The sequence below is a fragment of the Nocardia sp. NPDC058114 genome (assembly GCF_042884695.1).
Lineage (GTDB): Bacteria > Actinomycetota > Actinomycetes > Mycobacteriales > Mycobacteriaceae > Nocardia.
Genome location: NZ_JBHVTK010000004.1, coordinates 489,335 through 511,479, shown reverse-complemented (window position 1 = coordinate 511,479; position 22,145 = coordinate 489,335). Strand labels below are relative to the sequence as shown.

Here is a 22,145-nt window from a genome sequence, read left to right as displayed (position 1 = left end):
CGAGTGGGTGAGACCCACCGCGAGCGGCGCGAACACAGGCGTATGGTGCTCCACATCACAATCCATCGCGGTGGGTAATGATCACTGCCGCAGACCCGAGGATCAGCGAGGCATCCACCGTGAGTGCCGCACCGACCGCCTCCCCCGCGTCACACTCCGCGGGCACCGGCGTCTTCAGCAGAACGCGTGCCCGCATCTCCGCGCGCACCCTCCGCACCGACCGCTGGTGGCTACCACCGCTGTTCACCGCGCTCGGGCTCGCCGCGTTCGTCATCTACGCGACGATCAGATCCTTTGTGCGGACGGCCTACTGGGTCCCCGAGTTCCACTATCTGACGCCGTTCTACTCGCCGTGTCTGAGCGACTCGTGCGCACCGGGATCGGCGCACTTCGGCACCCCGTTCCCCGAGCTGCCGATGTGGATTCCGCTCGGTTTCGTGGTGCTGCCGTTCCTGCTCGGCTTCCGGCTCACCTGCTACTACTACCGCAAGGCCTACTACCGCTCGGTGTGGTTCTCGCCGCCGGCCTGCGCGGTGGCCGAGCCGCACGCGCGCTACACCGGAGAGTCGCGGCTGCCGTTGATCATCCAGAACGCGCACCGCTACTTCTTCTACGTGGCGCTGGTGGTCTCGCTGGTCAACACCTACGACGCGATCACCGCGTTCCATGGCAGCAGTGGCGGTTTCGGTTTCGGCCTCGGCAACATCGTGCTGCTGGTGAACGTGATCCTGCTGTGGGCCTACACCCTGTCGTGTCATTCGTGCAGGCACATCGCGGGCGGGCGGCTCAAGAACTTCTCCGCCCACCCGGTGCGGTACTGGTACTGGACCCAGATCTCCAAGCTCAACACCCGCCACATGGCGCTGGCCTGGACCACCCTCGGCACCCTCGTGCTCACCGACTTCTACGTGATGTTGGTTGCGAGCCACACCATTTCGGACCTGCGGTTCGTCAACTGAGCTGCGACAACGCGAGGAGCTTGTATTTCAATGCCAGACGTGGAACGGCACGACTACGACGTCGTGGTGATCGGGGCGGGCGGCGCGGGTCTGCGAGCCGTGATCGAGGCACGCGAACAAGGGCTTTCGGTGGCGGTGGTGTGTAAGTCGTTGTTCGGCAAGGCACATACCGTGATGGCCGAGGGCGGCTGCGCGGCCTCGATGGGCAATGCCAACGAGAAGGACAACTGGCAGACGCACTTCAAGGACACCATGCGCGGCGGCAAGTTCCTCAACAACTGGCGCATGGCCGAACTGCATGCCCAGGAGGCCGCCGACCGGGTGTGGGAGCTGGAAACCTATGGCGCGCTGTTCGATCGGACGCCCGACGGCCGGATCAGCCAGCGCAACTTCGGCGGCCACACCTATCCGCGCCTGGCCCATGTCGGCGACCGGACCGGCCTCGAACTGATCCGCACGATGCAGCAGAAGATCGTCTCGTTGCAGCAGGAGGACTACGCGGCCACGGGCGACTACGAGGCCAGGATCAAGGTCTTCGCCGAGTGCACGATCACCGAATTGCTCACCGACGCCGGCGCTGTCGCGGGTGCGTTCGGCTACTGGCGCGAATCCGGCGGCTTCGTGCTGTTCAAGGCGCCGGCCATCGTGTTGGCCACCGGCGGAATCGGCAAGTCCTACAAGGTGACATCGAACTCCTGGGAGTACACCGGCGACGGCCACGCGCTGGCGCTGCGCTCCGGCGCGACGCTGATCAATATGGAGTTCCTGCAGTTCCACCCCACCGGCATGGTCTGGCCACCGAGTGTGAAGGGCATCCTCGTCACCGAGGGCGTGCGCGGCGACGGCGGGGTGCTGAAGAACTCCGACGGCAAGCGGTTCATGTTCGACTACATCCCGCCGGTCTTCAAGGGCCAGTACGCCGAAACCGAGGAGGAAGCCGATCAGTGGTTGCGCGACAACGATTCCGCGCGCCGCACTCCTGATCTCCTCCCCCGCGACGAGGTCGCGCGGGCGATCAACGAGGAGGTGAAGGCGGGCCGCGGCACCGAGCACGGCGGCGTCTATCTCGACATCGCCTCCCGCATGCCCGCCGACGAGATCGTGCGCAGGCTGCCGTCGATGCACCATCAGTTCAAGGAACTGGCCGATGTCGACATCACGGCCGAGCCGATGGAAGTCGGCCCCACCTGCCACTACGTGATGGGTGGGATCGAGGTGAACCCCGATTCCGGTGCGGCGGTCGTGCCCGGATTGTTCGCTGCCGGTGAGTGTTCCGGCGGCATGCACGGCTCGAACCGGCTCGGCGGCAACTCGCTGTCGGACCTGTTGGTGTTCGGCCGCCGCGCGGGGCTCGGCGCGTCGGCCTACGTGCAGCAACTCACCGACAAGCCGACACCCGCCGAAACCGATATCGAGGCGGCTGTGAAAACCGCGCTGGCGCCGTTCGATTCGCGTGCGGAGGGCTCCGGCGAGAACCCGTACACCCTGCACTCCGAACTCCAGCAGACGATGAACGACCTGGTCGGCATCATCCGCAAGGAACACGAGGTGCGCGCGGCGATCGACAAACTCGGCGAGCTGCGTGTCCGCTACGCCGATGTGGCGGTGGAGGGCAAGCGACCGTTCAACCCCGGTTGGCACCTGGCGCTGGACCTGGCCAACATGCTGATCGTGAGCGAATGTGTCGCGCAGGCAGCGCTGTTGCGCACCGAGAGTCGCGGTGGCCACACCCGCGACGATCATCCCGGCATGAACCCGGACTGGCGCAACACACTGCTGGTCTGCGCCGTCGATCCGGCGTCGGACGCGCAGATCCCCGACGTCACCGTCACCCCGGCCGATCAGACGCCGATGCGCGACGACCTACTCGCCCTGTTCGAACTGAGCGAGCTCGAAAAGTACTACACCGAGCAAGAATTGGCTGCGCACCCGGCAGCCGAGGGAAAGGCGTAACCATGGGATACGACGCCCGGTTCCGGGTCTGGCGCGGCGACATCGACGGCGGGAGCCTCGAGGACTACACGGTGGCGGTGAACGAGGGCGAAGTGGTGCTCGACATCATCCACCGGCTCCAGGCCACCCAGACCCCCGACCTCGCTGTGCGCTGGAATTGCAAAGCGGGCAAGTGTGGTTCGTGTTCGGCGGAGGTGAACGGGCGCCCGCGCCTGCTGTGCATGACGCGGATGTCGACGTTCACCCCGGACGAGGTCATCACTGTCACCCCGATGCGGACGTTCCCGATCATCAAGGATCTGGTCACCGACGTCTCGTTCAACTACGAGAAGGCAAGGGAGATACCGTCGTTCGCGCCACCGGCCGGTCTCGCTCCGGGCGAGTACCGAATGAAGCAGGTCGACGTCGAGCGCTCACAGGAGTTCCGCAAGTGCATCGAGTGCTTCCTGTGTCAGGACACCTGCCATGTGGTGCGTGATCACGAGGAGAACAAGACCTCCTTCGCGGGTCCGCGTTATCTGATGCGTATCACGGAGTTGGAGATGCACCCGCTCGACACCCGTGACCGACGCGAAATGGCCCAGGAGGAAGCAGGTTTGGGCTATTGCAATATCACCAAGTGCTGCACCGATGTGTGCCCCGAGCACATCAAGATCACCGACAACGCGTTGATTCCCTTGAAAGAACGGGTCGTGGATAGGCGATATGACCCGATTGTCTGGCTCGGCAATAAATTGTTCCGGCGGTAGGAAACTGTTGTCGCTGCGGGGTGCGAAACCCCGCAGCGACGGCTGCCTACAAGACAGCGACAGTCCCTACAGCGACTAATCCGACCAGTAATCCGATGAACAGCGCCGACAGCAAAGAGGCGGTGAGTACGTAGATTCCGATCGCGGATACCGCGAACAGCAGTACCACGATCAGGCGTTCCACACCGTCCTCAGGCGCTAGCCTCCGGTACCGGGGTGGCATTTTCTTCAACCCTCGGTCCATATACCTGGGTTACCCGACCCGACGCCGCACCAAACCTCGACCTATGCCGAAAATCTATCGTTCCGTGATCTACCGTGATCAAGGACGATCGAACTCGCCGTCGTGTACGCCCGCGGTGAAGGCGGTCCATTCACTCGGGGTGAAGATCAGCACGGGGCCGCCGGGATTCTTGCTGTCGCGTAGCGCGACGTACCCGTCTGCCAGCATGGCGACCTCCACGCTGCCGTCGTCGGTGCCCGCGCGCAGCCAGGTGGCACCGGAGGTGTCGATGTCGCGCTTGGTGTTCACGCGAACGCGCCGGTGTCAATGCCGCGGGTGAAGGCGTCCCAGCTCGCGCCGTCGAAGACCAGGGCGGGACCGGCGGGATTCTTGCTGTCGCGCACCCCGACGTGCCCGCCGAACAGGAAAGCAACTTCGACGCAATCCTTGCCCGCACCACTGCGGGTGCTCTTGAACCAGTGTGCGTCGACGAGATCGAAACTCATGCCACATACTCCTTCGCGACCTGCCGCAGCAGGTGTCTACTCGGTTGGATATCCAGCGCATGACGCTGGAGGCATTCGTGAGCCCGGTCGTACCTTCGAACATCCGCGCGTCGTTCCAGGTAGAGGTCACCGGTAAAGCCTTCGGCGTACACCACTGGTGGTTCGACCGGTTGCCCTTTGCTGTCGGTACCGAACTCGAGAACCGTGAAAGGTCCGGTAGAGACTCCGAGTGGAACACCGGCGGCAAACGGCAGGATGCGCAATGCCACATTACTTCGGGTACTCGCGTCGGCGAGGTGTCGCAACTGCGCAGCCATCACCTTTGCATCACCGACGATGCTACGCAATACCGATTCGTGCAGAACCACGTCGATCTCGGCGGGCGAATGCTTGCGGGTGATCAACACCTGCCGTTGCAGCCGCAGTGCGACCCGCCGATCGAGCTCGTCGACCGAATCCTGGGGGAAGCCCAGATGATTCAGCGCGCGAGCGTATTCCGCGGTCTGCAGCAGACCGGGAACCAGCTCGGACTGGTAGGCGCGTAACCGTTGCGCCGATGCCTCCAAACCCACATAGATATCGAAGTTTTCGGGAATCAAGTCGCCGTAGGCGTGCCACCAGCTCTTGACGGCGGCCTGCTGCGCCAGACCGGCGAAGCCTTCGGCGAGATCGTCGGGAATGCCGTAGATCCGGCACAGCTCGTGGATGTCGATGGTGCGAATGCGATCGGCCTGACCCTTTTCCAGTCGCTGGAGGGTGCTGGCTCCCCACTCCATCAGCCGTGCCGCCTCGGCGATGGTGAGCCCGGCCTGGGTGCGCCAATCACGCAGGTAGCGACCGAGTTGGCGGCGCGGCAGAGTCGAGGAGACGCCCGCCTGCCCCGCTGTTCCGTTCGATGCGTTCGCTGCCACAGCCCCACTCCTTCTGTGTCGCATACCCGTCATCCCCGCCATGCCCCGCTGCGGCGGTGGATTCGTCCAGTCTGGGGAATCCTGCACTCCCCGTTGGATGTCGTGCTGGGAATTCGCGGTAAATCCCATCTTTCGCGCGTGTACTCACCGTTAGCCGGGCGTTTGCGTGCTGTGCTGTTTTCATGCAATTGAGCGAAGTGAACATGCGCGTCGCCACAGCACTGCTGAGTTGCTCCATCGATCCGGGCCCGATGGAGCCCGAACAAGCCCACGCCGCAATGCAACTACACCTCGACTGCACAGTCGAAGAGTGCCGGGTGCGCCGACGGGCGCGCAACACCCTCGTCGAAGCGGGCCGCTGCGTGCTGGACGCACGCGCGACACGCTAGTGATGACGATGGTCGGTGATCGGGTCGCGCGGGCCGAACTTCGGTTTGCGCGCCTGCCCGCTGAGCCCCAGCAGCCGCACCGCGCGGTAGCGGTGGGGTTGTAGCGGTCGCAGGTATTCGATCATCGCGTCGTCGTCGATCGGGTGGCCGAGCAGACTCCAGCCGACGACGGCGGCGAGGTGGTAGTCGCCGACCGAGAGGGCATCAGCGTCACCGAACGCGCGTTGCGCGGTCTCGGCCACCGTCCACACCCCGATACCGGGCAGGCTGCGCAGACGTCGCGCGGCCTCGGCCGGGTCGAGCGTGGCGGTGCGTTCGATCGCGTCGGCGACTCTGGCAGCGCGCACGATGGTCTGTGCGCGCTGCGGCCCGACATTGGCCCGGTGGTACTTCCACGACGGGATCAATCGCCAGGTCTCGGCGTCCGGCGCCACCATCAGGCCGGTCGGCGCCGGGCCGGGGGCCTTGGTCCCGAACTCGCGGACCAGGGTGCGCCAGGCGGCGAACGACGACTTCGTGTGCACCTTCTGTTCGAGGATGGCCGGGATGAGCGACTCCATCACCAGGCCGGTCTTCAGCATGCGCAGGCCGGGCACCGTGCGGTGGGCTTCGACCAGCTTGGGGTGTGCGGGGGCGAAGTCGTCGAGGTCTTCCTCGAGACAGAGCATGCGGTCGAGGCCGGCCAGGAATTCCTCGGCTCCCGGCCCCCAGGCGCGGGCGGCGGCGCCGTCACGGCCGTCCTGGGTCAGCCGGTAGGTGACCACGCCGGTCGGCATTCGCGAAGCGTGCCAGTGGCTGCCGTCCGGGCCGATGTGGTGGCAGGGATCGCCGCCGCCGCGGCGCAGGGGCGAGACGGTGATGCCGACGTCGAAGGGCCTGCTCGACCGGACGGTCCTGGACAGGCAGGCCGAGGCCAGGTCCGGGTCCAGGGTTTGGTCACGCATTCGACCATTGTGCGCCTGTGATCGGCGTCAACCGGCAGCCGGTGCGCTCGAACAATCGAGCAGGTACCTGGCCAGATGCACGCCGGGGGTATGGGCGAGTTGGTCGGCCTGGGTGCGGCAGGAGAAGCCGTCGGCCAGGAAGACGGCATGCGGCGGGGCGTTCCTCAGCGCCGGGAGCAGGGCGTTCTCGGCGACCGCGACCGAGATGTCGTAGTGGCCGCGTTGCATGCCGAAGTTGCCGGCCAGACCGCAGCAGCCCGCCAGTTCCCCGACGGTGACGCCCATCGCGGCGAGGATTCGGCGTTCGGCGTCGAAGCCGCCTACCGCGTGCTGGTGGCAGTGCGGCTGGACGATCACGGTGTCGTGCGGTCGACGGGGTGGTTGCCAGCCGGGGTGCTCCAGCAGGAACTCGGCGAGGGTGCGGACCGCGGCGGCGACCTGTTTCGCTCGTGGATCGCCGGGGAGCAGTTCGGGGAGGTCGGCACGCAGGGTGGCGGTGCAGGACGGTTCGAGACCGACGATCAGGCCACCGGCGGCTACGTGGGTGGCCAGTGCGTCCACGGTGGCGCGCAGCCGGGCGCGGGCGCCGTCCAGTTGGCCGGTGCTGATCCAGGTCAGGCCACAGCACACCCGGTCACTGGGGATGCGCACGCGATAGCCGAGTTGTTCGATCAGTTGGGTCGCGGCTGCCGCGTTTTCCGGGTCGAAGGTGTCGGTGAAGGTGTCGATCCACAGCATGACCTCGGTGGCCGAGGTCTCGCTGTGGCCTGTGCGGTCGTCGCTGCCCAGCGATCGGCGAAACGACTTCGAGGCGAGTCGCGGCGCTGCTCGCCTCGGGTCGATTCCGGCCAGGCGCATGCCGGCCCGGCGCAGGCGCGGACGGGCCGCGACGGCATTGGCCAGGCGTGGGAAGTGCTGGGCGATGGCGAGCCAGCGCGGGAGCCGGCCGAGCACGTAGTGATCCACCGGCCGTAAGCGTCCGCGGTAGCGCCGATACAGCGCCTCGGATTTGTAAGTGGCCATGTCGACGCCCGCGGGGCAGTCGGCGGCGCAGGCCTTGCACGAGAGGCAGAGATCGAGGGATTGCTCGACTGCCGGTGCACGCCAGTCGAGTTCGCCTCGAACGACTTCCTGGAGAACTCTGGCCCTGGCCCGGGTGGTGTCCTTCTCGTCGGCGGTGGCCAGGTACGAGGGACACATGAAGCCGCCGGAACCGCCGGTGTCCGCGCGGCACTTGCCGATTCCTACACATCTGTGCACAGCTGTGGACAAATCGCCGGAGTCCGCGGACAGGGCGAACCCCCGCGAGGGGACCGGCGCGATCCCGGCTACCCGCAGGTCGGCGTCGACGGGGCTCGGGGCGACGAGGACGCCGGGGTTGAGCAGGTCGCCGGGATCGAACAGGGACTTGAAGCCCGCGAAGGCCGCGCGAGCGGCCGGTGAGTACATCACTTCGAGCAGTTCGGATCTGGCGCGGCCGTCACCGTGTTCGCCCGAGAGCGATCCACCGTGGCGCACAACGAGTTCGGCGGCGTCGAAGAGGAAGGTGCGAAAACGCCGGGGCGCGTCGGTGATCGGGAAGTCGAGGCGCACGTGGATGCAACCGTCGCCGATGTGTCCGTACAGCAGGCCACCCACGTCGTATTCTGCGGTGAGCGTGGCGAATTCGCGCAGGTACGCCCCCAGATTCTCCGGCGGGACAGCGGCGTCCTCCCACCCGGGCCAGGCGGGCTTCCCGTCGGGGGTTCGTCCCGCCAGACCGGCACCATCGGCCCGAATGCGCCAGAGTGCCGCTGTGGCCACCGGATCGGTGACGATCCGGTGATCATCGGCGTGGCTCGCCGCGCACAGCCGCCGGGCCGCGGCCAGCGCCTCGGCCGGGCTCGCCCCCGCGGTTTCGACGAACAGCCAGCCGCGACCTCGTGGCAACTCCGGCACGGCCCCCCGATGCGCGCGGACCACATCGACCAGTCCGGCATCGATGCCTTCGACCGCGATCGGCGCGCAGCTGGTCACCGCGGCGATATCGTCCGCGGCCGAGGCGATGTCGGGATACCCGAGCACCGTGAGCACCGTCGCGGCGGGCACCGGCGTGAGCGCGACCTCCGCTTCCAGGAGTAGTCCACAGGTGCCTTCGGAACCGGCGAACGCCTTCGCCACCGACGAACCGCGTTCCGGTAGTAGGTGTTCCAGCCCGTAGCCGGATGCCTGCCGATCGAACCGTCCCAGCTCGGTGCGCAGTATCGCCAGATTCGTGGTGGTGAACTTCGCCAGGCCGGGCACCGCGGCCAGGTCGGTACCGAGTGTCCGCCGTTCCCCCGTGCCGTCGAGAACGCGCAGCTCACGCACCGTATCGGAGGTACGACCCCAGGCCAGCGCATGCGGTCCGCACGCGTTGTTGCCGATCATCCCGCCCAGGGTGCACCGGTCCTGCGTCGACGGGTCGGGCCCGAACCGCAACCCGTGCGGCCGCAGCTGCCGTTGCAGATCCGACAGCACCAGCCCCGGCTGCACGATCGCTGTTCGCGCCTCGAGGTCGACCGCGCGCACGGCGTTCATCTGCCTGCTGAAATCCAGCACGATGCCGGGTCCGATGGCGTTGCCCGCGACCGAGGTGCCCGCGCCGCGAGCGGTGATCGACAGCCCGTTCTCGCGGGCGAAGTTCACGGTGGCGGCGACGTCGTCCTCGCCACGGGGAAACACGACCATGGCGGGCCGGACGCGGTAGTTGGAGGCGTCGGCGGAGTACTCGACGCGTCTGCGCACCGACGCGTCGACCGGGCAGCCGGTCCGCGTGCGCAGTGCGTCGGCCAGCTTTTCCGAGCTCCGGTCGTCGTCCACCCGACCAGCCTATTCCGGTCACCTGGTGGTGATCGGCCGCTGGTTTCGCTGTGCGCTGAACCCGGTGCGCCCGGAAAGTATTTGCGGTCAACCTTTGTTGAGGTTTTAGTGTCGGTGGGCAGGAGTTCAATGGGCGGGGAGCCTCGAGGAGAGTGGCAGTGAGTATCGAATCAGTGGCCTACAGCCAGATGTACCGGCGCGTGAACGCACCGGAGGAACAGCGCCCGTTCAGCATGGTGACAGCACGGCGGATCCTGCGCTTCGCCGAGCATCACCGGCGCCGGATCGGCGGGTTCCTGCTGCTCAGCGTGGTGGCGGCGGTGCTCGGTGTGGCCACCCCGGTGCTGGCGGGGCGGGTTGTCAACGGGATCGTCGACGGTGCGGCGCCGCGCACCGTGGTGCTGCTCGCACTCGCCATCGCGGCCCTGGCCGTCCTCGACGCGGCCCTCGGCATCGCCATCCGCTGGCTGTCGGCAAGGATCGGCGAGGGCCTGATCCTCGATCTGCGCACCGCCGTGTTCGATCACGTGCAGAAGATGCCCGTCGCGTTCTTCACCCGGACCCGCACCGGCGCGCTGGTGAGCCGGCTGAACAGCGATGTGATCGGCGCGCAGCGCGCGTTCAGCGACACTCTGTCCGGCGTGATCACCAACCTCGTCACCCTGGTGCTCACGCTCGCCGTGATGCTCAGCATCTCCTGGCAGATCACCCTGCTCGCCCTTGTCCTTCTCCCCGTCTTCGTGATCCCCGCCCGGCGCGCCGGCAACAAACTCGCCGCCATGCAGCGTGAGGCGGCCCAGCTCAATGCCGCCATGAGCACCCAGATGACCGAGCGTTTCTCCGCACCGGGCGCCACGTTGGTGAAGCTGTTCGGCAGGCCGAAGCAGGAATCGTCGGAGTTCGCGGAGCGCGCCACCCGCGTGCGCGACATCGGCGTACGCACCGCGATGCTGCAGACCACCTTCGTCACCTCGCTCACCCTGGTCTCCGCGCTCGCGCTCGCCCTGGTCTACGGGCTCGGCGGCTGGTACGCGCTGACGGGCAGCCTCGACGCGGGCTCGGTCGTCGCGCTTTCGCTGCTGCTCACCCGCCTCTACACCCCGCTCACCGCGCTGGCCAGCGCCCGCCTGGAGATCATGTCCGCGCTGGTGAGTTTCGAGCGTGTCTTCGAGGTGCTCGACCTGAAGCCGCTGATCGAGGACGCCCCGCACGCCACCTCGGTGCCCGACGGCCCGGTCGCGGTGGAACTGGACGCGGTGAACTTCGGTTACCCGTCGGCCGACAAGGTCTCGCTCGCTTCGCTGGAAGATGTCGCGACACTGGACCGCCGTGGCGGCGTCGAGGTGCTGCACGAGGTGTCGCTGCGCGCCGAACCCGGACAGCTCATCGCGCTGGTCGGCTCCTCCGGCGCGGGCAAATCCACTATCGCCCAGCTGGTTTCGCGCCTCTACGACGTCGACTCCGGCGCGGTCCGCCTCAACGGGTCCGACGTGCGCGACCTGACCACCGAATCCATCCAGCGCACTGTCGGCCTGGTCACCCAGGACGGGCACCTCTTCCACGACACCATCCGCGCGAATCTCCTGCTGGCCCGGCCGGAAGCCACCGAAAACGAACTGTGGGACGCCCTCGGTCGCGCCCGGCTCGGCGACCTGGTCGATTCGCTGTCCGACGGTCTGGACACGGTGGTCGGCGAACGCGGTTACCGCCTCTCCGGCGGTGAACGCCAACGCCTCACCATCGCCCGCCTGCTTCTCAAGCAGCCGAGAGTCGTCATCCTCGACGAGGCGACCGCGTCCCTCGACTCCACCTCGGAGGCCGCGGTTCAGGAAGCCCTCACCGAAGCGCTGACCGGCCGCACCGCACTGGTCATCGCCCACCGCCTGTCCACCATCCGCGCCGCCGACCAGATCCTGGTCCTCGAGGACGGCCGCGTCGTCGAGCGTGGCACCCACGCCACCCTCCTCAACGCCGACGGCCGGTACGCCGAGCTCTACCGAACCCAGTTCGCCGACAACCCGGTGGCCCCTGCCACCGTCTGAGCGAACGGTCTGTTCAGCCCAGCTCCCCGATCGTGGGGGCTGGGCTAGCGGTCGTCGCCAGGAGCATGGTCATGGTCGGCATGCCGTAGCGCGGTGACGATCGTGAGGGTGGGGGTGCGACCTGCTTCGGTGTGGCTGAGCATGGCGTATTCGGCCAGGCGTTCGTCGCCCGAGGAGATCGCGTCGATGAGGTGCTGGTGTTCGTCGCGCTGTTCCTCGGTGTTGCGTTCGGTGGTGAGGAAGAACAGCCAGGCCATCCGGGCGAGGATGGTGCGCATCAGCTGAGTGAGCAGCGAGTTGCCGGACAGTTCCACGATGGCGCCGTGCAGCTTCGCGTTCGTCTCGGCGATCCGGAGCGGATCACCAGAATCGGTGGCCTCCTGCGCTTCTCGCAACGCGGCCCGCAGGGGCGAGCTGTCGTGCCCCTGCCTGATCCGGGCAGCGGCGAGTCGGGCCGCCAGCGGTTCCAGGCCGATGCGGACATCGAAGAGTTCTTCCACCGCGGTGGTATCCCAGGACCGCACGACCGCGCTGCGACGCGGCAGCGCGCTGACGATGCCGTCGAATTCGAGTAATGCCAGGGCTTCTCGCACCGGCAGGCGCGAGGTGCCGAGCATGGCGGCCAGGCGCGCCTCCGGCAGTTTCTCGCCTTCGCGGTACTCCCCCGTGATGATCGCGCGGCGCAGATCGTCGTATATCCGTCGCGTCTGCGAAGTGTCGTCGACGACTTCTACCGGCGGACGTAGGTTTCGGGCCACCCGAACAGTCTACGAAGCCGCGCCGATGGTGACGGCCGGCGATCGCACAGTCTAGCGGCGGACCTACCGAATTCAATCCGGTAGACCAAATATATCTTTGTCCACCTCAGACCACCTGCAAACCAGCCTGCCCAGCGGGTCGAGTATGGCCCTTGACGAAGGCATTCCTGCCGGTTGGCAGCATCGAAATCATTCACGGACCCGAAACTTTCGGAACACAATGGGGATACACGGGAATCCAATTCTGTATACCGAATGACATTCTCGGCACACAGAGAGGATCAGTGTTGGCCGTCTATCTGATCCGCCGCCTCATCCAGGCGGTGATCACCGTGTTCGCCGTCATCTCGCTGGCGTTCCTGCTCGGCAGATCGACCGGAAGTCCCGTGGCCTCTCTCCTGCCGGAAACGGCGAGCGAGGCCGACATCGCGGCGCTGGAAGCCGAACTCGGCTTCGACAAACCGCCACTGACCCAGTACTTCGACTACGTGACCGGCGTGCTGTCCGGCGATTTCGGTGACTCGTACCAGCAGACCGGCACCTCGTCGATGACGCTGGTCCTGCAACGCCTGCCCGCTTCGCTCCAACTCGGTGTCGCGGGCTTCGCGATCGGTCTCGCACTCGCTTTCGCCGTGGTGCTCGCCATCCACCTGAGCGGCCGCTGGTCGCTACGCGGGGTAGCGCTCGGTGTCGGCGCGGCGCGACTGGCGGTGCCGGACTTCCTGTTCGGGCTGCTGCTGGTGCTGGTGTTCTCGGTGACGCTCGGCTGGTTGCCCTCACTCGCCGGTGCCGACCCGCTCGCGATCATCATGCCCGCCCTCACCATCGCCACCGCGCAGTTCGTCGTCTACTCACGGCTGCTGGACAATTCGCTGGTCGCCGAGAGCTCCCAGGACTATGTGCGCACCGCGTACGCGCGCGGCGAGCGCAGATCCTCGGTGCTCCTGCGCGATGTGCTGCCGAACGCGCTGCTGCCGGTGCTCACCATCTCCGGAATCACGCTCGGCACGCTGCTCGGTGGGCTGGTGATCGTCGAAAACGTCTTCGCCTGGCCCGGTTTGGGCACGTTGATGCTCGACGCGGTGTTCAACCGGGACTTTCCGGTGGTCCAGTCCGGGCTGGTGGTGATCGCGACCATCTTCGTAATCGTCAACTTCGGAATCGACGTCCTCTACGGCGTCATCGATCCGAGAGCGAGAGTCCGATGATCCGTCCCCGCGACTACGCCACGATCGCGGGCGTCGCCATGATCCTCGCAGTCGTGCTGTTCTCCCTGCTGTATCCCCTCTTCCCCGGTTACGACCCCTACGGGCAGGACCTCGCGGCCGCGTTCTCCGCGCCGTTCACCACCGGGAACTACCCGCTCGGAACCGATTCGCTCGGTCGCGATCTGGCGAGCAGGCTGGCGCTGGCCGGACGGATCACGCTCGGGTTGGTCCTGGTGATCGTGCTGGTCAACGCGGTGATCGGCATGACGATCGGCACGGTGTCGGGCTACTTTCGCGGTGTCACCGACAGCGTGCTGATGGGTGTCGCCGATGTGCAGCTCGCGGTCCCGATGACGCTGGTGATCATGGCGGTGTCGGCGATACGCGGGCCGAGTACCGCGCTGATGGCGACGATCCTCGGCGTCACCTTCTGGGTCGGCTACGCCAGGGTGGCGCGCTCGGTCGCGCTCGGGCTGTCCGGTCGCGATTTCGTGATCGCGCCGAAACTGCTCGGCGCGCGCTCTGGCTGGGTGATGCGCAAGCACGTCGTCGGACACGTCACGGTCCCTGTGCTGATTCTGGCGACCGCCGATCTCGGCAATGTGCTGATCATGATCTCGTCGTTCGACTATCTCGGCCTCGGCGTGCAACCACCAACTCCCAGTTGGGGATTGATGATCACCGACGGACAGAAGTACCTGCGCCAGGCGCCCTATCTGACGATCGTTCCGGCGGTGGCACTGCTGCTGGTGATCGGCGGAACCCTGTTGGCCAGCCGGCGATTCACCGATGAAGGCCAGGGGTTGCGCCGAGTTCGACGGGCACCACGCGCTCGCCGCGGCGCTCTCGCGAAAGAGGTTGTGGCATGAGCCCATTGCTGGAGATCACCGATCTCACCGTCGGCTACGAGACAGCCGCGGGCGACCGTGTGGTGCTCGTCGACGGGGTGAGCCTGCGCCTGGAGGAGAGCGAAGTGCTCTGTCTCGTCGGCGAATCCGGATCGGGCAAGTCGGTGACGATGCTCGCCGCCCTCGGCCTGCTCCCCCCGGCATTGACGATCTTCTCGGGCAGCGTGCGTTTCCGCGGCGACGAACTCGTCGGCGCCGACGACGAAACCCTGCGCCGCCTGCGGGGCGCCGAACTCGGCATGGTCTTCCAGGACCCGATGACCACCCTCAATCCGGTGCGCCGGGTCGGCACGCAGATCGGTCGCGCGCTGGCGGTGCATCAGCGGCTCGACGCAAGGAAACGCAAGCAGCGCGTAGTCGAACTCCTTGCCTCCGTGGGTATCCCACAACCTGCCGAGCGGGCGCGCGCCTATCCCCACCAGTGGTCGGGTGGTATGCGCCAGCGTGCGGTGATCGCCATGGCGATGGCCAACGATCCGGCGGTGCTCATCGCCGACGAGCCGACCACCGCGCTCGACGTGACCATCCAGGCCCAGCTCATGGAGGTGCTGGCACAGGCTCGCGCCCGCAGCGGCGCGGCGATGGTGTTGATCACCCATGATCTCGGGTTGGTCGCCCAGTACGCCGATCGGGTGGCGATCATGTACGCGGGCCGGGTGGTCGAGACCGGCACGGTGTGGCAGATCTTCGACGACGCCGCCCACCCGTACACCCGTGGCCTGCAGGGCAGTCTGCTCGGGCAGGCGGGCGCGGGCCGCGCCTACGCCATCCCCGGCTCGCCACCATCACCGACGAAACGTCCGGCCGGGTGCGGGTTCGCCCCGCGTTGCGAGTTCGCGGGCAAGAGCCGCGAATGCGACACAGCCCCACCACCTCTCGTCGCCATCGGCGACGGTCGCGCGCTCGCCTGCCCGCCCGCGCTCGCCGCCCCTCTCCGAGAGGACATTTCGGCATGACCGTGATCGATACCGCAGAGGAAGTGATCCGGGTCGACGGCCTCGAGGTGAGCTTCACCAGCAGGCGCGGTCTCACCGGCAAGCGCAGACTGCGAGCCCTCGACGGCGTGAGCTTCGGGGTCGTACGCGGTGAAACCTTCGGCTTGGTCGGCGAATCCGGTGGCGGGAAGTCCACGCTGGTCCGCACGATCTTCGGCATCAACACCCCGACCGCGGGTTCGGTGCGCATCCTCGGCCACGACCTGGCCGCCCTGCGACCGGCCGCGCGCAGGGCGCTGCGCAACCGGGTGCAGCTGGTGTTCCAGGACCCGTACTCCTCCCTCGACCCGCGAATGAGCGCGCACGACATCATCGCCGAACCGCTCCGGATCGCGGGCGGTTACTCCCGCGCCCGCGTGCTCGGACTGCTCGACCAGGTCGGGCTCGGACCGGACGCGCTCGACCGGCGCCCGGCCGAGTTCTCCGGCGGACAGCGGCAACGGCTCGGGATCGCCAGGGCGCTCGCGCCGAGGCCGGAGGTGCTGGTGCTCGACGAACCGGTGTCCGCGCTCGACGCCTCGGTACAGGCCCAGGTGATCAACCTGCTCCAAGACCTGCAAGAACAGCTCGGCCTGTCGTATCTGTTCATCGCCCACGATCTCTCGGTCGTGCGGCACCTGTCGGACCGGGTCGCGGTGATGCATCTGGGCAAGCTCGTCGAGATCGGCGCCACCGAGGACGTGTTCACCAGTCCCCGGCATCCGTACACGCGCGCGCTGATCGCCTCGGCTCCCGTACCCGACCCCCATCAACGCCGCCGCGACACCTCGGCGCTGATCCGCGGCGAACTCCCCGATGCCGCGAATCCACCGAGCGGCTGCACCTTCCGCACCCGCTGCCCATCGGCGACCGGCGAATGCGCCACGCGCATACCGGAACTCGAGCCGCTCGGGCCCGCCGGGCATGTCGCGGCGTGCCTGCATCCACTTCCCCGCTCCACGAAAGATTAGGAAACCCATGAGACCGATCACCCGCAGTGTGGCTACCGGACTCGCGATCCTCGCGTTCTCCACCGTCACCCTGAGTGCCTGCGCACCCGCGGGCACCGACACCGCGTCGACGAAGACCCTCGTGGTCGGCGCGGTCACCGAACCGACGGACGTGCCGGACCCGATCAGCGACGGTTCGCTGGCAGGCTACAACTACTACTTCGCGACCTTCGACCAGCTCGCCCGATTCGACGCGGAAGGCGTGATCGGCCCGAAGCTCGCGACCTCGTGGGAGCACAACGCCGATTTCACCCAGTGGACGTTCACGATTCGTGAGGACGCGAAGTTCCACAACGGCGAACCGGTGAAAGCCTCCGATGTCGCGTTCACCTACAACCAGATCAAGGCGACACCCAACGGCGATCCGGCCACCTATATGGAGATGTTCACCTCAGCCGCCGCCGGTCCCGGCAATACCGTGGTGTTCAGCCTCAACGCCCCTTTCTCCGCGTGGCCGACCATCACCACCGGCGTCTCGATCGTGCCCGAAAGTGTTTACACCAAGCTCGGTTCCGCGGGATTCGCGGCCGCACCGGTCGGCTCGGGGCCGTTCGTGTTCGACCACTACACGCGCGGCGTCGAATACGTCGTCAAGCGCAATCCGAACTACTGGGGCGACAAGGCCGCACTGGAGACCGTGACCTTCAAGACGGTGGCCGACGCCGACGCCCGACTCAACGGTGTTCAGTCCGGCAGTCTCGATGTGGCCTTGATCGCGCCCAATCAGGTTGCCGCCGTGGATGGTTCGAAGAGTGTGCACATCGAGTCGCGGGTCTCCAACGGCGTCACCTTCCTCGGCATGAACGCCACGGCGGGTCCGCTGGCCGACCAGCGGGTACGCGAGGCGATCGCACTGTCGATCGACCGGGACGCCATCGTCAAGAGTCTGCTCGCGGGCCGCGCGACGGTCGACAGCCAACTGGTCGCCAAGAACGTCGGCGGCTACGACCCGAAATATGCCGCGCCGGTGCGTGATACGGCCAGGGCCAAGCAGCTGCTGGCCGCGGCGGGCTACAACGGCACGCCGATCCCCTTCCAGTACGCGACGAACGGACGCATCCCGCTGAGCTCGGAGATCGCCCAGTCGATCCAGGCGAACCTTGCCGAAGTCGGCATCACCATCACCCTGCACGGCACCGATCAGAGCAGCCATTCCCAGATGATCTACACGAAGAAGGCCGCCACCGGCATCTACCTCAACACCTACGCACCGTCCACCATGGACGGCGACGCCCCGATCGCCTCGATGTTCGGCGGGCAGTGGAACGACTACGCGATGCTGCCGGAAACCCAGGCCCTGGTCGCCAAGACCCGGACCGTCGCCGGACAGGCCAGGATCGATGTCTACCGAGATCTGTTCACCCTCAACGATTCCAAGGCGCTGCTGCTCGGCCTCTACACCCCCGATGCCAGCTACGCGGTGGACCCGGCGCTGAACTGGAAGCCGCGGGCGGACGGGATGATCACCGTCGACGCCGCGACCTTCGGCAAGGACTGAGCGCGTGGGTGATTCGCTGTTGATCACCGATGTTCGCCCCTGGGGCGGCCCGCCGGTGGACCTGCTGATCGAGAACGGCACGGTGGCCGCGGTATCCGCGGCCACCGGTTCGCCGGTGCCCGCCGGCGAGCTCGTCGACGGCGCGGGCCGGTTGATCCTGCCCGCACTGTCGGATGTGCACCTGCATCTCGACTCGAGCAGGCTCGGGCTGCCGTTCCGTGCCCAGACCGGGATGCCGGGACGGTGGGGCCGGATCATGAACGATCGCGAGCACTGGCGGTCGGCGGAACGTTCCGTGGCCGAACGTGCCTCGTTCACCCTCGCGGTGGCAGTGGCCAACGGGGCCACCAGGATTCGCAGTCACGCCCAGGTGGACGCCGATTCCGGGCTCACCAAGCTCGAAGGCGAACTCGCGGCGCGGGAACGCTACGACAACGTGTGCGACGTGGAGATCGTGGCGTTTCCACAGGTCGGAATCCTGCTCGAGCCCGGCGTCGTCGACCTCATGGACGCGGCACTGTCGGCCGGGGCCGACCTGGTCGGCGGGATGGATCCGTGCGAACTCGACCGCGATCCGGTGCGACATCTCGACGCGGTGTTCGGGCTGGCCGACAAGCATCAGGTCGGCGTCGACATCCACCTGCACGAAGCGGGTGAGCTGGGGCTGTTCACCCTGTCGCTGATCATCGAACGGGTGCGGGCGCTCGGGATGACCGGTCTGGCGACCATCTCCCATGCCCGGTGCCTGGCCGGTGGGCTGCCCGCTGTGCCTGCGGCGATCGAGCAGCTGGCGGAGCTCGACATCGCCCTCACCCACGCGGCGGGCGCGCAGGGTTGGGCGTTGCCGTTGCTCGACCTGGCCGCGGCCGGTGTGCGCGTCGGGGTCGGGATGGACGGTCAGCGGGACTACTGGTCGCCCTACGGCAACGGCGACATGCTCGACCGCGCCTGGCAACTGGCGTTCGTCAACGGGTTCGGATCCGACGAGCACGTGGAACACGCTCTCGCCGTGGCCAGTTGGGGTGGTGCGAGCGTGCTCGACCGCAGTCTGCGCCCGCTCGGCCGGAGCGAGCCGCATCCAGGTTTCGAGGTCGGTGACCCGGCCGAGTTCTTCCTCGTCGACGCGGCCAGCCCGACTTCGGCTGTGATGGACCGCCCGGCCGAGCGCACTGTAATCCACCGGGGCAGTGTCGTTTCCGTCGATACGGCACTGGACGGATTCGAGATTCCCGGTCGTTGGGGCAGGGGGAGGAGCTGAGATGCGGCGCGGTATTCGAGCACGCCATGTGCTCGCGTCGGGGATCGTCGGCGGCCACGTGATGCTCACCGATGGCGAAGTGGTGGTGGAGGATTCGCGCATCGTCGCCGCCGGTCCGCGCGGTCTGGAGACCGTCGACGAGGTGATCGAGCTCGGGGACGCGATCTTGATGCCCGGGCTCATCGACCTCGACGCGCTCACCGACATCGACCACACGATCCTGGATTCGTGGCAGTCGCGCGAGCTCGGCCTCGGTCTGCAATGGTCGCGCGAGTACGCCACGCAGCGGCGGCGCGCGGTGTTCGACGCCGAGGAGCGGGCGTTCATCCGTGAGTACGGGTTCGTCCAGCTGCTGCTGCACGGGGTGACGACGGCGATGCCGATCGCGTCGGAGGTACACAGCGATTGGGCGGAGACCTACTCCGACGCCGTGGCGATGGCCGAATCCGCACAACGTCTGGGCCTGCGGGTGTACCTCGGGCCCGCGTACCGATCCGGGGTCAACGTGGTCGACGACGACGGCTCGCGGTCCATCTACTGGAACGAAGAACTCGGGCTCGACGGGTTCGAGGGTGCGGCGCGGTTCCTGGAGTGGGCCTCGGCGCAGGACACCGATCTGATCCACGGGACGCTGCTCCCGTGCCGGATCGAGACGCTGTCCGAGGATCTGCTGCACCGGACCTCCGCGCTGGCCGCGGCGACCGGTGCGCTGGTCCGCCTGCACGCGCTCCAAGGGCTGCACGAACGCGCGTTCGTGATCGAGCGGTTCGGCATGTCACCGCTGGCCGTGCTCGAGCGGACCGGTCTCCTCGGACCGAATCTGCTCATCCCCCACGGGATCTACATCGACTCGAACCCGCACGTGGACGCCGATACCGATGACGATCTCGGCACGCTCGCGGCGTCGGGAGCATCGATCGTGCACTGCCCGCTCACCTCGGCCAGACACGGATCGGCGCTCGACAGTTTCGATCGGTACCGGGCAGCGGGCGTGCGCATCGCCCTCGGCACCGACTCTTTTCCGCCGGATCTGGTGCGCGGCATCGACATCGGCGTCACCCTGGCCAAGGTGCTGGCATCGCGGCTCGACGCGGCCACCTACGGCGACTACGTCTCGGCGGCGACGCTCGGCGGTGCCGAAGCGCTGCACCGACCGGACCTGGGCACGATCGCGGTGGGGGCGACCGCCGACCTGGTCGCCTTCCGCCTCGACGACCCGCGCGACGGCGTCCTCGACGATCCGATCCGGACCCTGTGCATGAACAGCACCGGGCGCGCGGCGGATTTCTCCATGGTCGCCGGGCGGATCACTCTGCGCGACGGGGTAATTCCCGGCATCGACCTGCCTGCGATGACCCGGCGGGCGCAGTCACTGTTCGACCGGATGCGGGCGGCCTACACCGAGCGCGACTACCTACGCCGTCCCGCCGGCGAACTGTTCCCGGCGTCCTTTCCGGCCGAGCCGTCGATACCGCGCGGCGATGGCGTTGCTCCCGAGCACGTGAGCACACCCGGAGGGGGAGTGGTCAGCCCCGCGGGCGGACCCAGCCGCCGAACGCCTTCTCGAGAGTGAGGGCCGCGGCGATCGAGAGGTGATCGCGGTTGGGTCCCGCAACCACCTGTACCCCGAGTGGCAGACCGTGGGTGCCGCGGCCGAGCGGCACCTGGGTGACGGGGAGCCCGGCGAGGCTGAACGGTGCGACCGTGTTCGTGCGCCACAGGCGGCCGGTGGTGCGGCCGTGACGGGGCGCGACCGTGCTCAGGGTCGGATGCAGGAGCAATCCGTCACCGATGATCTCGGTGATCTCGGCGGCAGTGCGGTGTGCGGCGGCGGTGATGCGCCGGGCCACCCGGGTGGGTAGCCGGGCCGCGATCAGCTCGCCGAGTGCGAGGAGACGGGTGGCGAGGGTGTGGTCGCCGCGCAGGGCGGTGAGTTGACCCGGCGCGAGGATGTCGGCGCCCTCGCCGCGCATGATCTCGGCGAAGCTGATCCCGGTCTCCTCGGCCAGCACGATCGTGGCGAAGAGCCCGATCGTCCGCAGCGAACGCATCGGTACCCGGGTGACCTCGGCGCCCGCCTCGGTGAGCGCGGCGGCGGCGCGGTCGCGCGCGGCCAGTACCTCACGGCCGAAGCCGGGGGCGAAGGTTCCGTCGAGCAGCACGACGGGCACACCTCGCATCGAGGTGGTCGCCGGATCGCCGAGGGTGGCCGCGCGGACCAGGGGATCGGTCCCGTCGGGGCCTGCCATGATCCGCAGCAGCGGCATGAGATCGGCCGCACGGCGGGCGATGACCCCGTTGGAGCACAGGGCGGCCACGCCGAACGGTGGTGGCCACGCACCGGTGGTCGGGAGCAGGCCGGTCGACGGGCGGTGCCCGAAGACGCCGTTGCAGAAGGCGGGCACCCGGATCGAGCCGAGGGTATCGGTGGCCAGGCCGAGCGGGGAGCCGCCGCTGCCGACGGCGGCGCCCTCACCGCCCGATGACCCGCCCGCCGTTCGTGTCCGGTCGTGCACGTTGCTGGTTCGCCCGTAGACCCGGTTCGTCGACTCGAGCCACATGCACCCCTCGGCGGTGTTGGTCAGCCCGAGCACGATCGCACCCGCGTCCAGAACTCGTTGCACCACCGTGGCATTCGCGGTGGGCCGCAGGTGCCGCCGAGCCACGACGCCCGCCGTGTTGGGCAGGCCCGCGACCGCCAAGGACTCCTTGACGGTGATCGGGACGCCGAACAGCGGCGGCAGGTGCTCCGGCCCGGTCGCGAGGTGGGCGTCGGCGGCGTCGGCCTGTGCCCGCGCGGTGTCGTAGCAGTCCACCACCACGGCGTTCGTGGCGGGCGCGAAACGTTCCAGCACGGCGATGTGGGCATCGATCACCGCGCGGACGCTGACCTCACGGGCGCGAATGGACGCGGCCAGCGCGATCGCGGACTCGTCGGTGATCGTGGTGCCGTCTGGGCGGAGCATCATGTCGTTACAGTATTACATTATCCGTAACGTCGTCGTGTGGACTTC

19 protein-coding genes are annotated in these 22,145 nt (G+C 67.6%); 12 read left to right on the top strand and 7 right to left on the bottom strand.

What is annotated here, in order from left to right; translation table 11 throughout:
* The first annotated feature begins 119 nt into the window (after positions 1 to 119).
* The 3 genes from ACFVVI_RS18420 to ACFVVI_RS18410 are packed head-to-tail and all read left to right on the top strand — an operon-like array spanning position 120 to position 3,661.
* A complete protein-coding gene (locus ACFVVI_RS18420; protein ID WP_378634809.1) occupies positions 120 to 959 on the top strand; it encodes a hypothetical protein in 840 nt (279 codons plus the stop codon).
* A 30-nt stretch (positions 960 to 989) separates the two neighbouring features.
* Positions 990 to 2,912, top strand: a complete 1,923-nt coding sequence (locus ACFVVI_RS18415; protein ID WP_378989292.1) for a fumarate reductase/succinate dehydrogenase flavoprotein subunit — start codon at positions 990 to 992, stop codon at positions 2,910 to 2,912.
* Between the two features lie 2 nt (positions 2,913 to 2,914).
* Positions 2,915 to 3,661 carry a succinate dehydrogenase/fumarate reductase iron-sulfur subunit gene (locus tag ACFVVI_RS18410; protein ID WP_378989293.1) on the top strand — a complete coding sequence of 249 codons (747 nt, stop codon included), beginning with the start codon at positions 2,915 to 2,917 and terminating at the stop codon, positions 3,659 to 3,661.
* 322 nt (positions 3,662 to 3,983) lie between these two features.
* Here the strand turns inward: ACFVVI_RS18410 and ACFVVI_RS18405 are convergent, their stop codons facing one another.
* Genes ACFVVI_RS18405 through ACFVVI_RS18395 form a run of 3 tightly spaced genes read right to left on the bottom strand, consistent with a single transcriptional unit; the run spans position 3,984 to position 5,301 of the window.
* A complete protein-coding gene (locus tag ACFVVI_RS18405; protein ID WP_378634801.1) occupies positions 3,984 to 4,193 on the bottom strand; it encodes a DUF397 domain-containing protein in 210 nt (69 codons plus the stop codon).
* A complete protein-coding gene (locus ACFVVI_RS18400) occupies positions 4,190 to 4,390 on the bottom strand; it encodes a DUF397 domain-containing protein (RefSeq protein WP_378634799.1) in 201 nt (66 codons plus the stop codon). The genes ACFVVI_RS18405 and ACFVVI_RS18400 overlap by 4 nt, the downstream gene beginning before the upstream one ends.
* Positions 4,387 to 5,301 carry a helix-turn-helix domain-containing protein gene (locus ACFVVI_RS18395; protein WP_378989294.1) on the bottom strand — a complete coding sequence of 305 codons (915 nt, stop codon included), beginning with the start codon at positions 5,299 to 5,301 and terminating at the stop codon, positions 4,387 to 4,389. The genes ACFVVI_RS18400 and ACFVVI_RS18395 overlap by 4 nt, the downstream gene beginning before the upstream one ends.
* A gap of 182 nt (positions 5,302 to 5,483) precedes the next feature.
* Between ACFVVI_RS18395 and ACFVVI_RS18390 the strand changes: the two genes are divergently transcribed.
* Complete coding sequence (locus tag ACFVVI_RS18390; protein WP_101465132.1) at positions 5,484 to 5,690, top strand: hypothetical protein; 207 nt, start codon at positions 5,484 to 5,486, stop codon at positions 5,688 to 5,690.
* On the opposite strand, the gene ACFVVI_RS18385 is transcribed toward ACFVVI_RS18390, so the two are convergent.
* Together ACFVVI_RS18385 and ACFVVI_RS18380 are read right to left on the bottom strand one after the other, a co-directional pair.
* On the bottom strand, positions 5,687 to 6,634 hold the full coding sequence (locus tag ACFVVI_RS18385) for a DNA-3-methyladenine glycosylase family protein (protein ID WP_387446078.1): 948 nt from the start codon (positions 6,632 to 6,634) through the stop codon (positions 5,687 to 5,689). The two genes, ACFVVI_RS18390 and ACFVVI_RS18385, sit on opposite strands and share 4 nt — an antisense overlap.
* A 27-nt stretch (positions 6,635 to 6,661) precedes the next feature.
* Complete coding sequence (locus ACFVVI_RS18380) at positions 6,662 to 9,475, bottom strand: FAD-binding and (Fe-S)-binding domain-containing protein (protein WP_387446077.1); 2,814 nt, start codon at positions 9,473 to 9,475, stop codon at positions 6,662 to 6,664.
* A 158-nt stretch (positions 9,476 to 9,633) separates the two neighbouring features.
* Between ACFVVI_RS18380 and ACFVVI_RS18375 the strand changes: the two genes are divergently transcribed.
* Positions 9,634 to 11,517, top strand: a complete 1,884-nt coding sequence (locus ACFVVI_RS18375) for an ABC transporter ATP-binding protein (RefSeq protein ID WP_387446076.1) — start codon at positions 9,634 to 9,636, stop codon at positions 11,515 to 11,517.
* Positions 11,518 to 11,561: 44 nt separating this feature from the next.
* Here the strand turns inward: ACFVVI_RS18375 and ACFVVI_RS18370 are convergent, their stop codons facing one another.
* Entirely contained in the window at positions 11,562 to 12,275 is a 714-nt protein-coding gene (locus ACFVVI_RS18370) for a GntR family transcriptional regulator (RefSeq protein WP_378989298.1), read from the bottom strand.
* A 287-nt stretch (positions 12,276 to 12,562) separates the two neighbouring features.
* On the opposite strand from ACFVVI_RS18370, the gene ACFVVI_RS18365 reads away from it, so the two are divergent.
* Genes ACFVVI_RS18365 through ACFVVI_RS18335 form a run of 7 tightly spaced genes read left to right on the top strand, consistent with a single transcriptional unit; the run spans position 12,563 to position 20,704 of the window.
* Complete coding sequence (locus ACFVVI_RS18365) at positions 12,563 to 13,483, top strand: ABC transporter permease (protein WP_378989299.1); 921 nt, start codon at positions 12,563 to 12,565, stop codon at positions 13,481 to 13,483.
* Positions 13,480 to 14,352: an ABC transporter permease gene (locus ACFVVI_RS18360; protein ID WP_387446075.1), complete on the top strand. Its 873-nt coding sequence runs from the start codon at positions 13,480 to 13,482 to the stop codon at positions 14,350 to 14,352. Before ACFVVI_RS18365 ends, ACFVVI_RS18360 begins: the two co-directional genes overlap by 4 nt.
* On the top strand, positions 14,349 to 15,347 hold the full coding sequence (locus ACFVVI_RS18355; RefSeq protein WP_387446074.1) for an ABC transporter ATP-binding protein: 999 nt from the start codon (positions 14,349 to 14,351) through the stop codon (positions 15,345 to 15,347). The genes ACFVVI_RS18360 and ACFVVI_RS18355 overlap by 4 nt, the downstream gene beginning before the upstream one ends.
* The gene (locus tag ACFVVI_RS18350; RefSeq protein WP_387446073.1) at positions 15,344 to 16,336 is read left to right on the top strand and encodes an ABC transporter ATP-binding protein; all 993 of its coding nucleotides are present in this window, start codon (positions 15,344 to 15,346) and stop codon (positions 16,334 to 16,336) included. The genes ACFVVI_RS18355 and ACFVVI_RS18350 overlap by 4 nt, the downstream gene beginning before the upstream one ends.
* Before the next feature lie 7 nt (positions 16,337 to 16,343).
* Complete coding sequence (locus tag ACFVVI_RS18345) at positions 16,344 to 17,873, top strand: ABC transporter substrate-binding protein (protein ID WP_387446072.1); 1,530 nt, start codon at positions 16,344 to 16,346, stop codon at positions 17,871 to 17,873.
* Positions 17,874 to 17,877: 4 nt separating this feature from the next.
* Positions 17,878 to 19,131 (top strand): amidohydrolase family protein, encoded by a 1,254-nt coding sequence (locus tag ACFVVI_RS18340; protein ID WP_387446071.1) that lies wholly within the window; start codon positions 17,878 to 17,880, stop codon positions 19,129 to 19,131.
* Between the two features lies 1 nt (position 19,132).
* On the top strand, positions 19,133 to 20,704 hold the full coding sequence (locus ACFVVI_RS18335; protein WP_387446070.1) for a chlorohydrolase family protein: 1,572 nt from the start codon (positions 19,133 to 19,135) through the stop codon (positions 20,702 to 20,704).
* Here ACFVVI_RS18335 and ACFVVI_RS18330 read toward each other — a convergent pair.
* On the bottom strand, positions 20,658 to 22,100 hold the full coding sequence (locus ACFVVI_RS18330; RefSeq protein WP_387446069.1) for an amidase: 1,443 nt from the start codon (positions 22,098 to 22,100) through the stop codon (positions 20,658 to 20,660). The two genes, ACFVVI_RS18335 and ACFVVI_RS18330, sit on opposite strands and share 47 nt — an antisense overlap.
* Positions 22,101 to 22,145: the final 45 nt, after the last annotated feature.

Bases quoted from the DNA above. Each gene is read 5' to 3' on its own strand.
- ACFVVI_RS18345 (WP_387446072.1), top strand. From the start codon at position 16,344: ATGAGACCGATCACCCGCAGTGTGGCTACCGGACTCGCGATCCTCGCG.
- ACFVVI_RS18385 (WP_387446078.1), bottom strand. From the start codon at position 6,634: ATGCGTGACCAAACCCTGGACCCGGACCTGGCCTCGGCCTGCCTGTCC.
- ACFVVI_RS18415 (WP_378989292.1), top strand. From the start codon at position 990: ATGCCAGACGTGGAACGGCACGACTACGACGTCGTGGTGATCGGGGCG.
- ACFVVI_RS18335 (WP_387446070.1), top strand. From the start codon at position 19,133: ATGCGGCGCGGTATTCGAGCACGCCATGTGCTCGCGTCGGGGATCGTC.
- ACFVVI_RS18360 (WP_387446075.1), top strand. From the start codon at position 13,480: ATGATCCGTCCCCGCGACTACGCCACGATCGCGGGCGTCGCCATGATC.
- ACFVVI_RS18400 (WP_378634799.1), bottom strand. From the start codon at position 4,390: ATGAGTTTCGATCTCGTCGACGCACACTGGTTCAAGAGCACCCGCAGT.
- ACFVVI_RS18410 (WP_378989293.1), top strand. From the start codon at position 2,915: ATGGGATACGACGCCCGGTTCCGGGTCTGGCGCGGCGACATCGACGGC.
- ACFVVI_RS18390 (WP_101465132.1), top strand. From the start codon at position 5,484: ATGCAATTGAGCGAAGTGAACATGCGCGTCGCCACAGCACTGCTGAGT.
- ACFVVI_RS18355 (WP_387446074.1), top strand. From the start codon at position 14,349: ATGAGCCCATTGCTGGAGATCACCGATCTCACCGTCGGCTACGAGACA.
- ACFVVI_RS18350 (WP_387446073.1), top strand. From the start codon at position 15,344: ATGACCGTGATCGATACCGCAGAGGAAGTGATCCGGGTCGACGGCCTC.
- ACFVVI_RS18330 (WP_387446069.1), bottom strand. From the start codon at position 22,100: ATGATGCTCCGCCCAGACGGCACCACGATCACCGACGAGTCCGCGATC.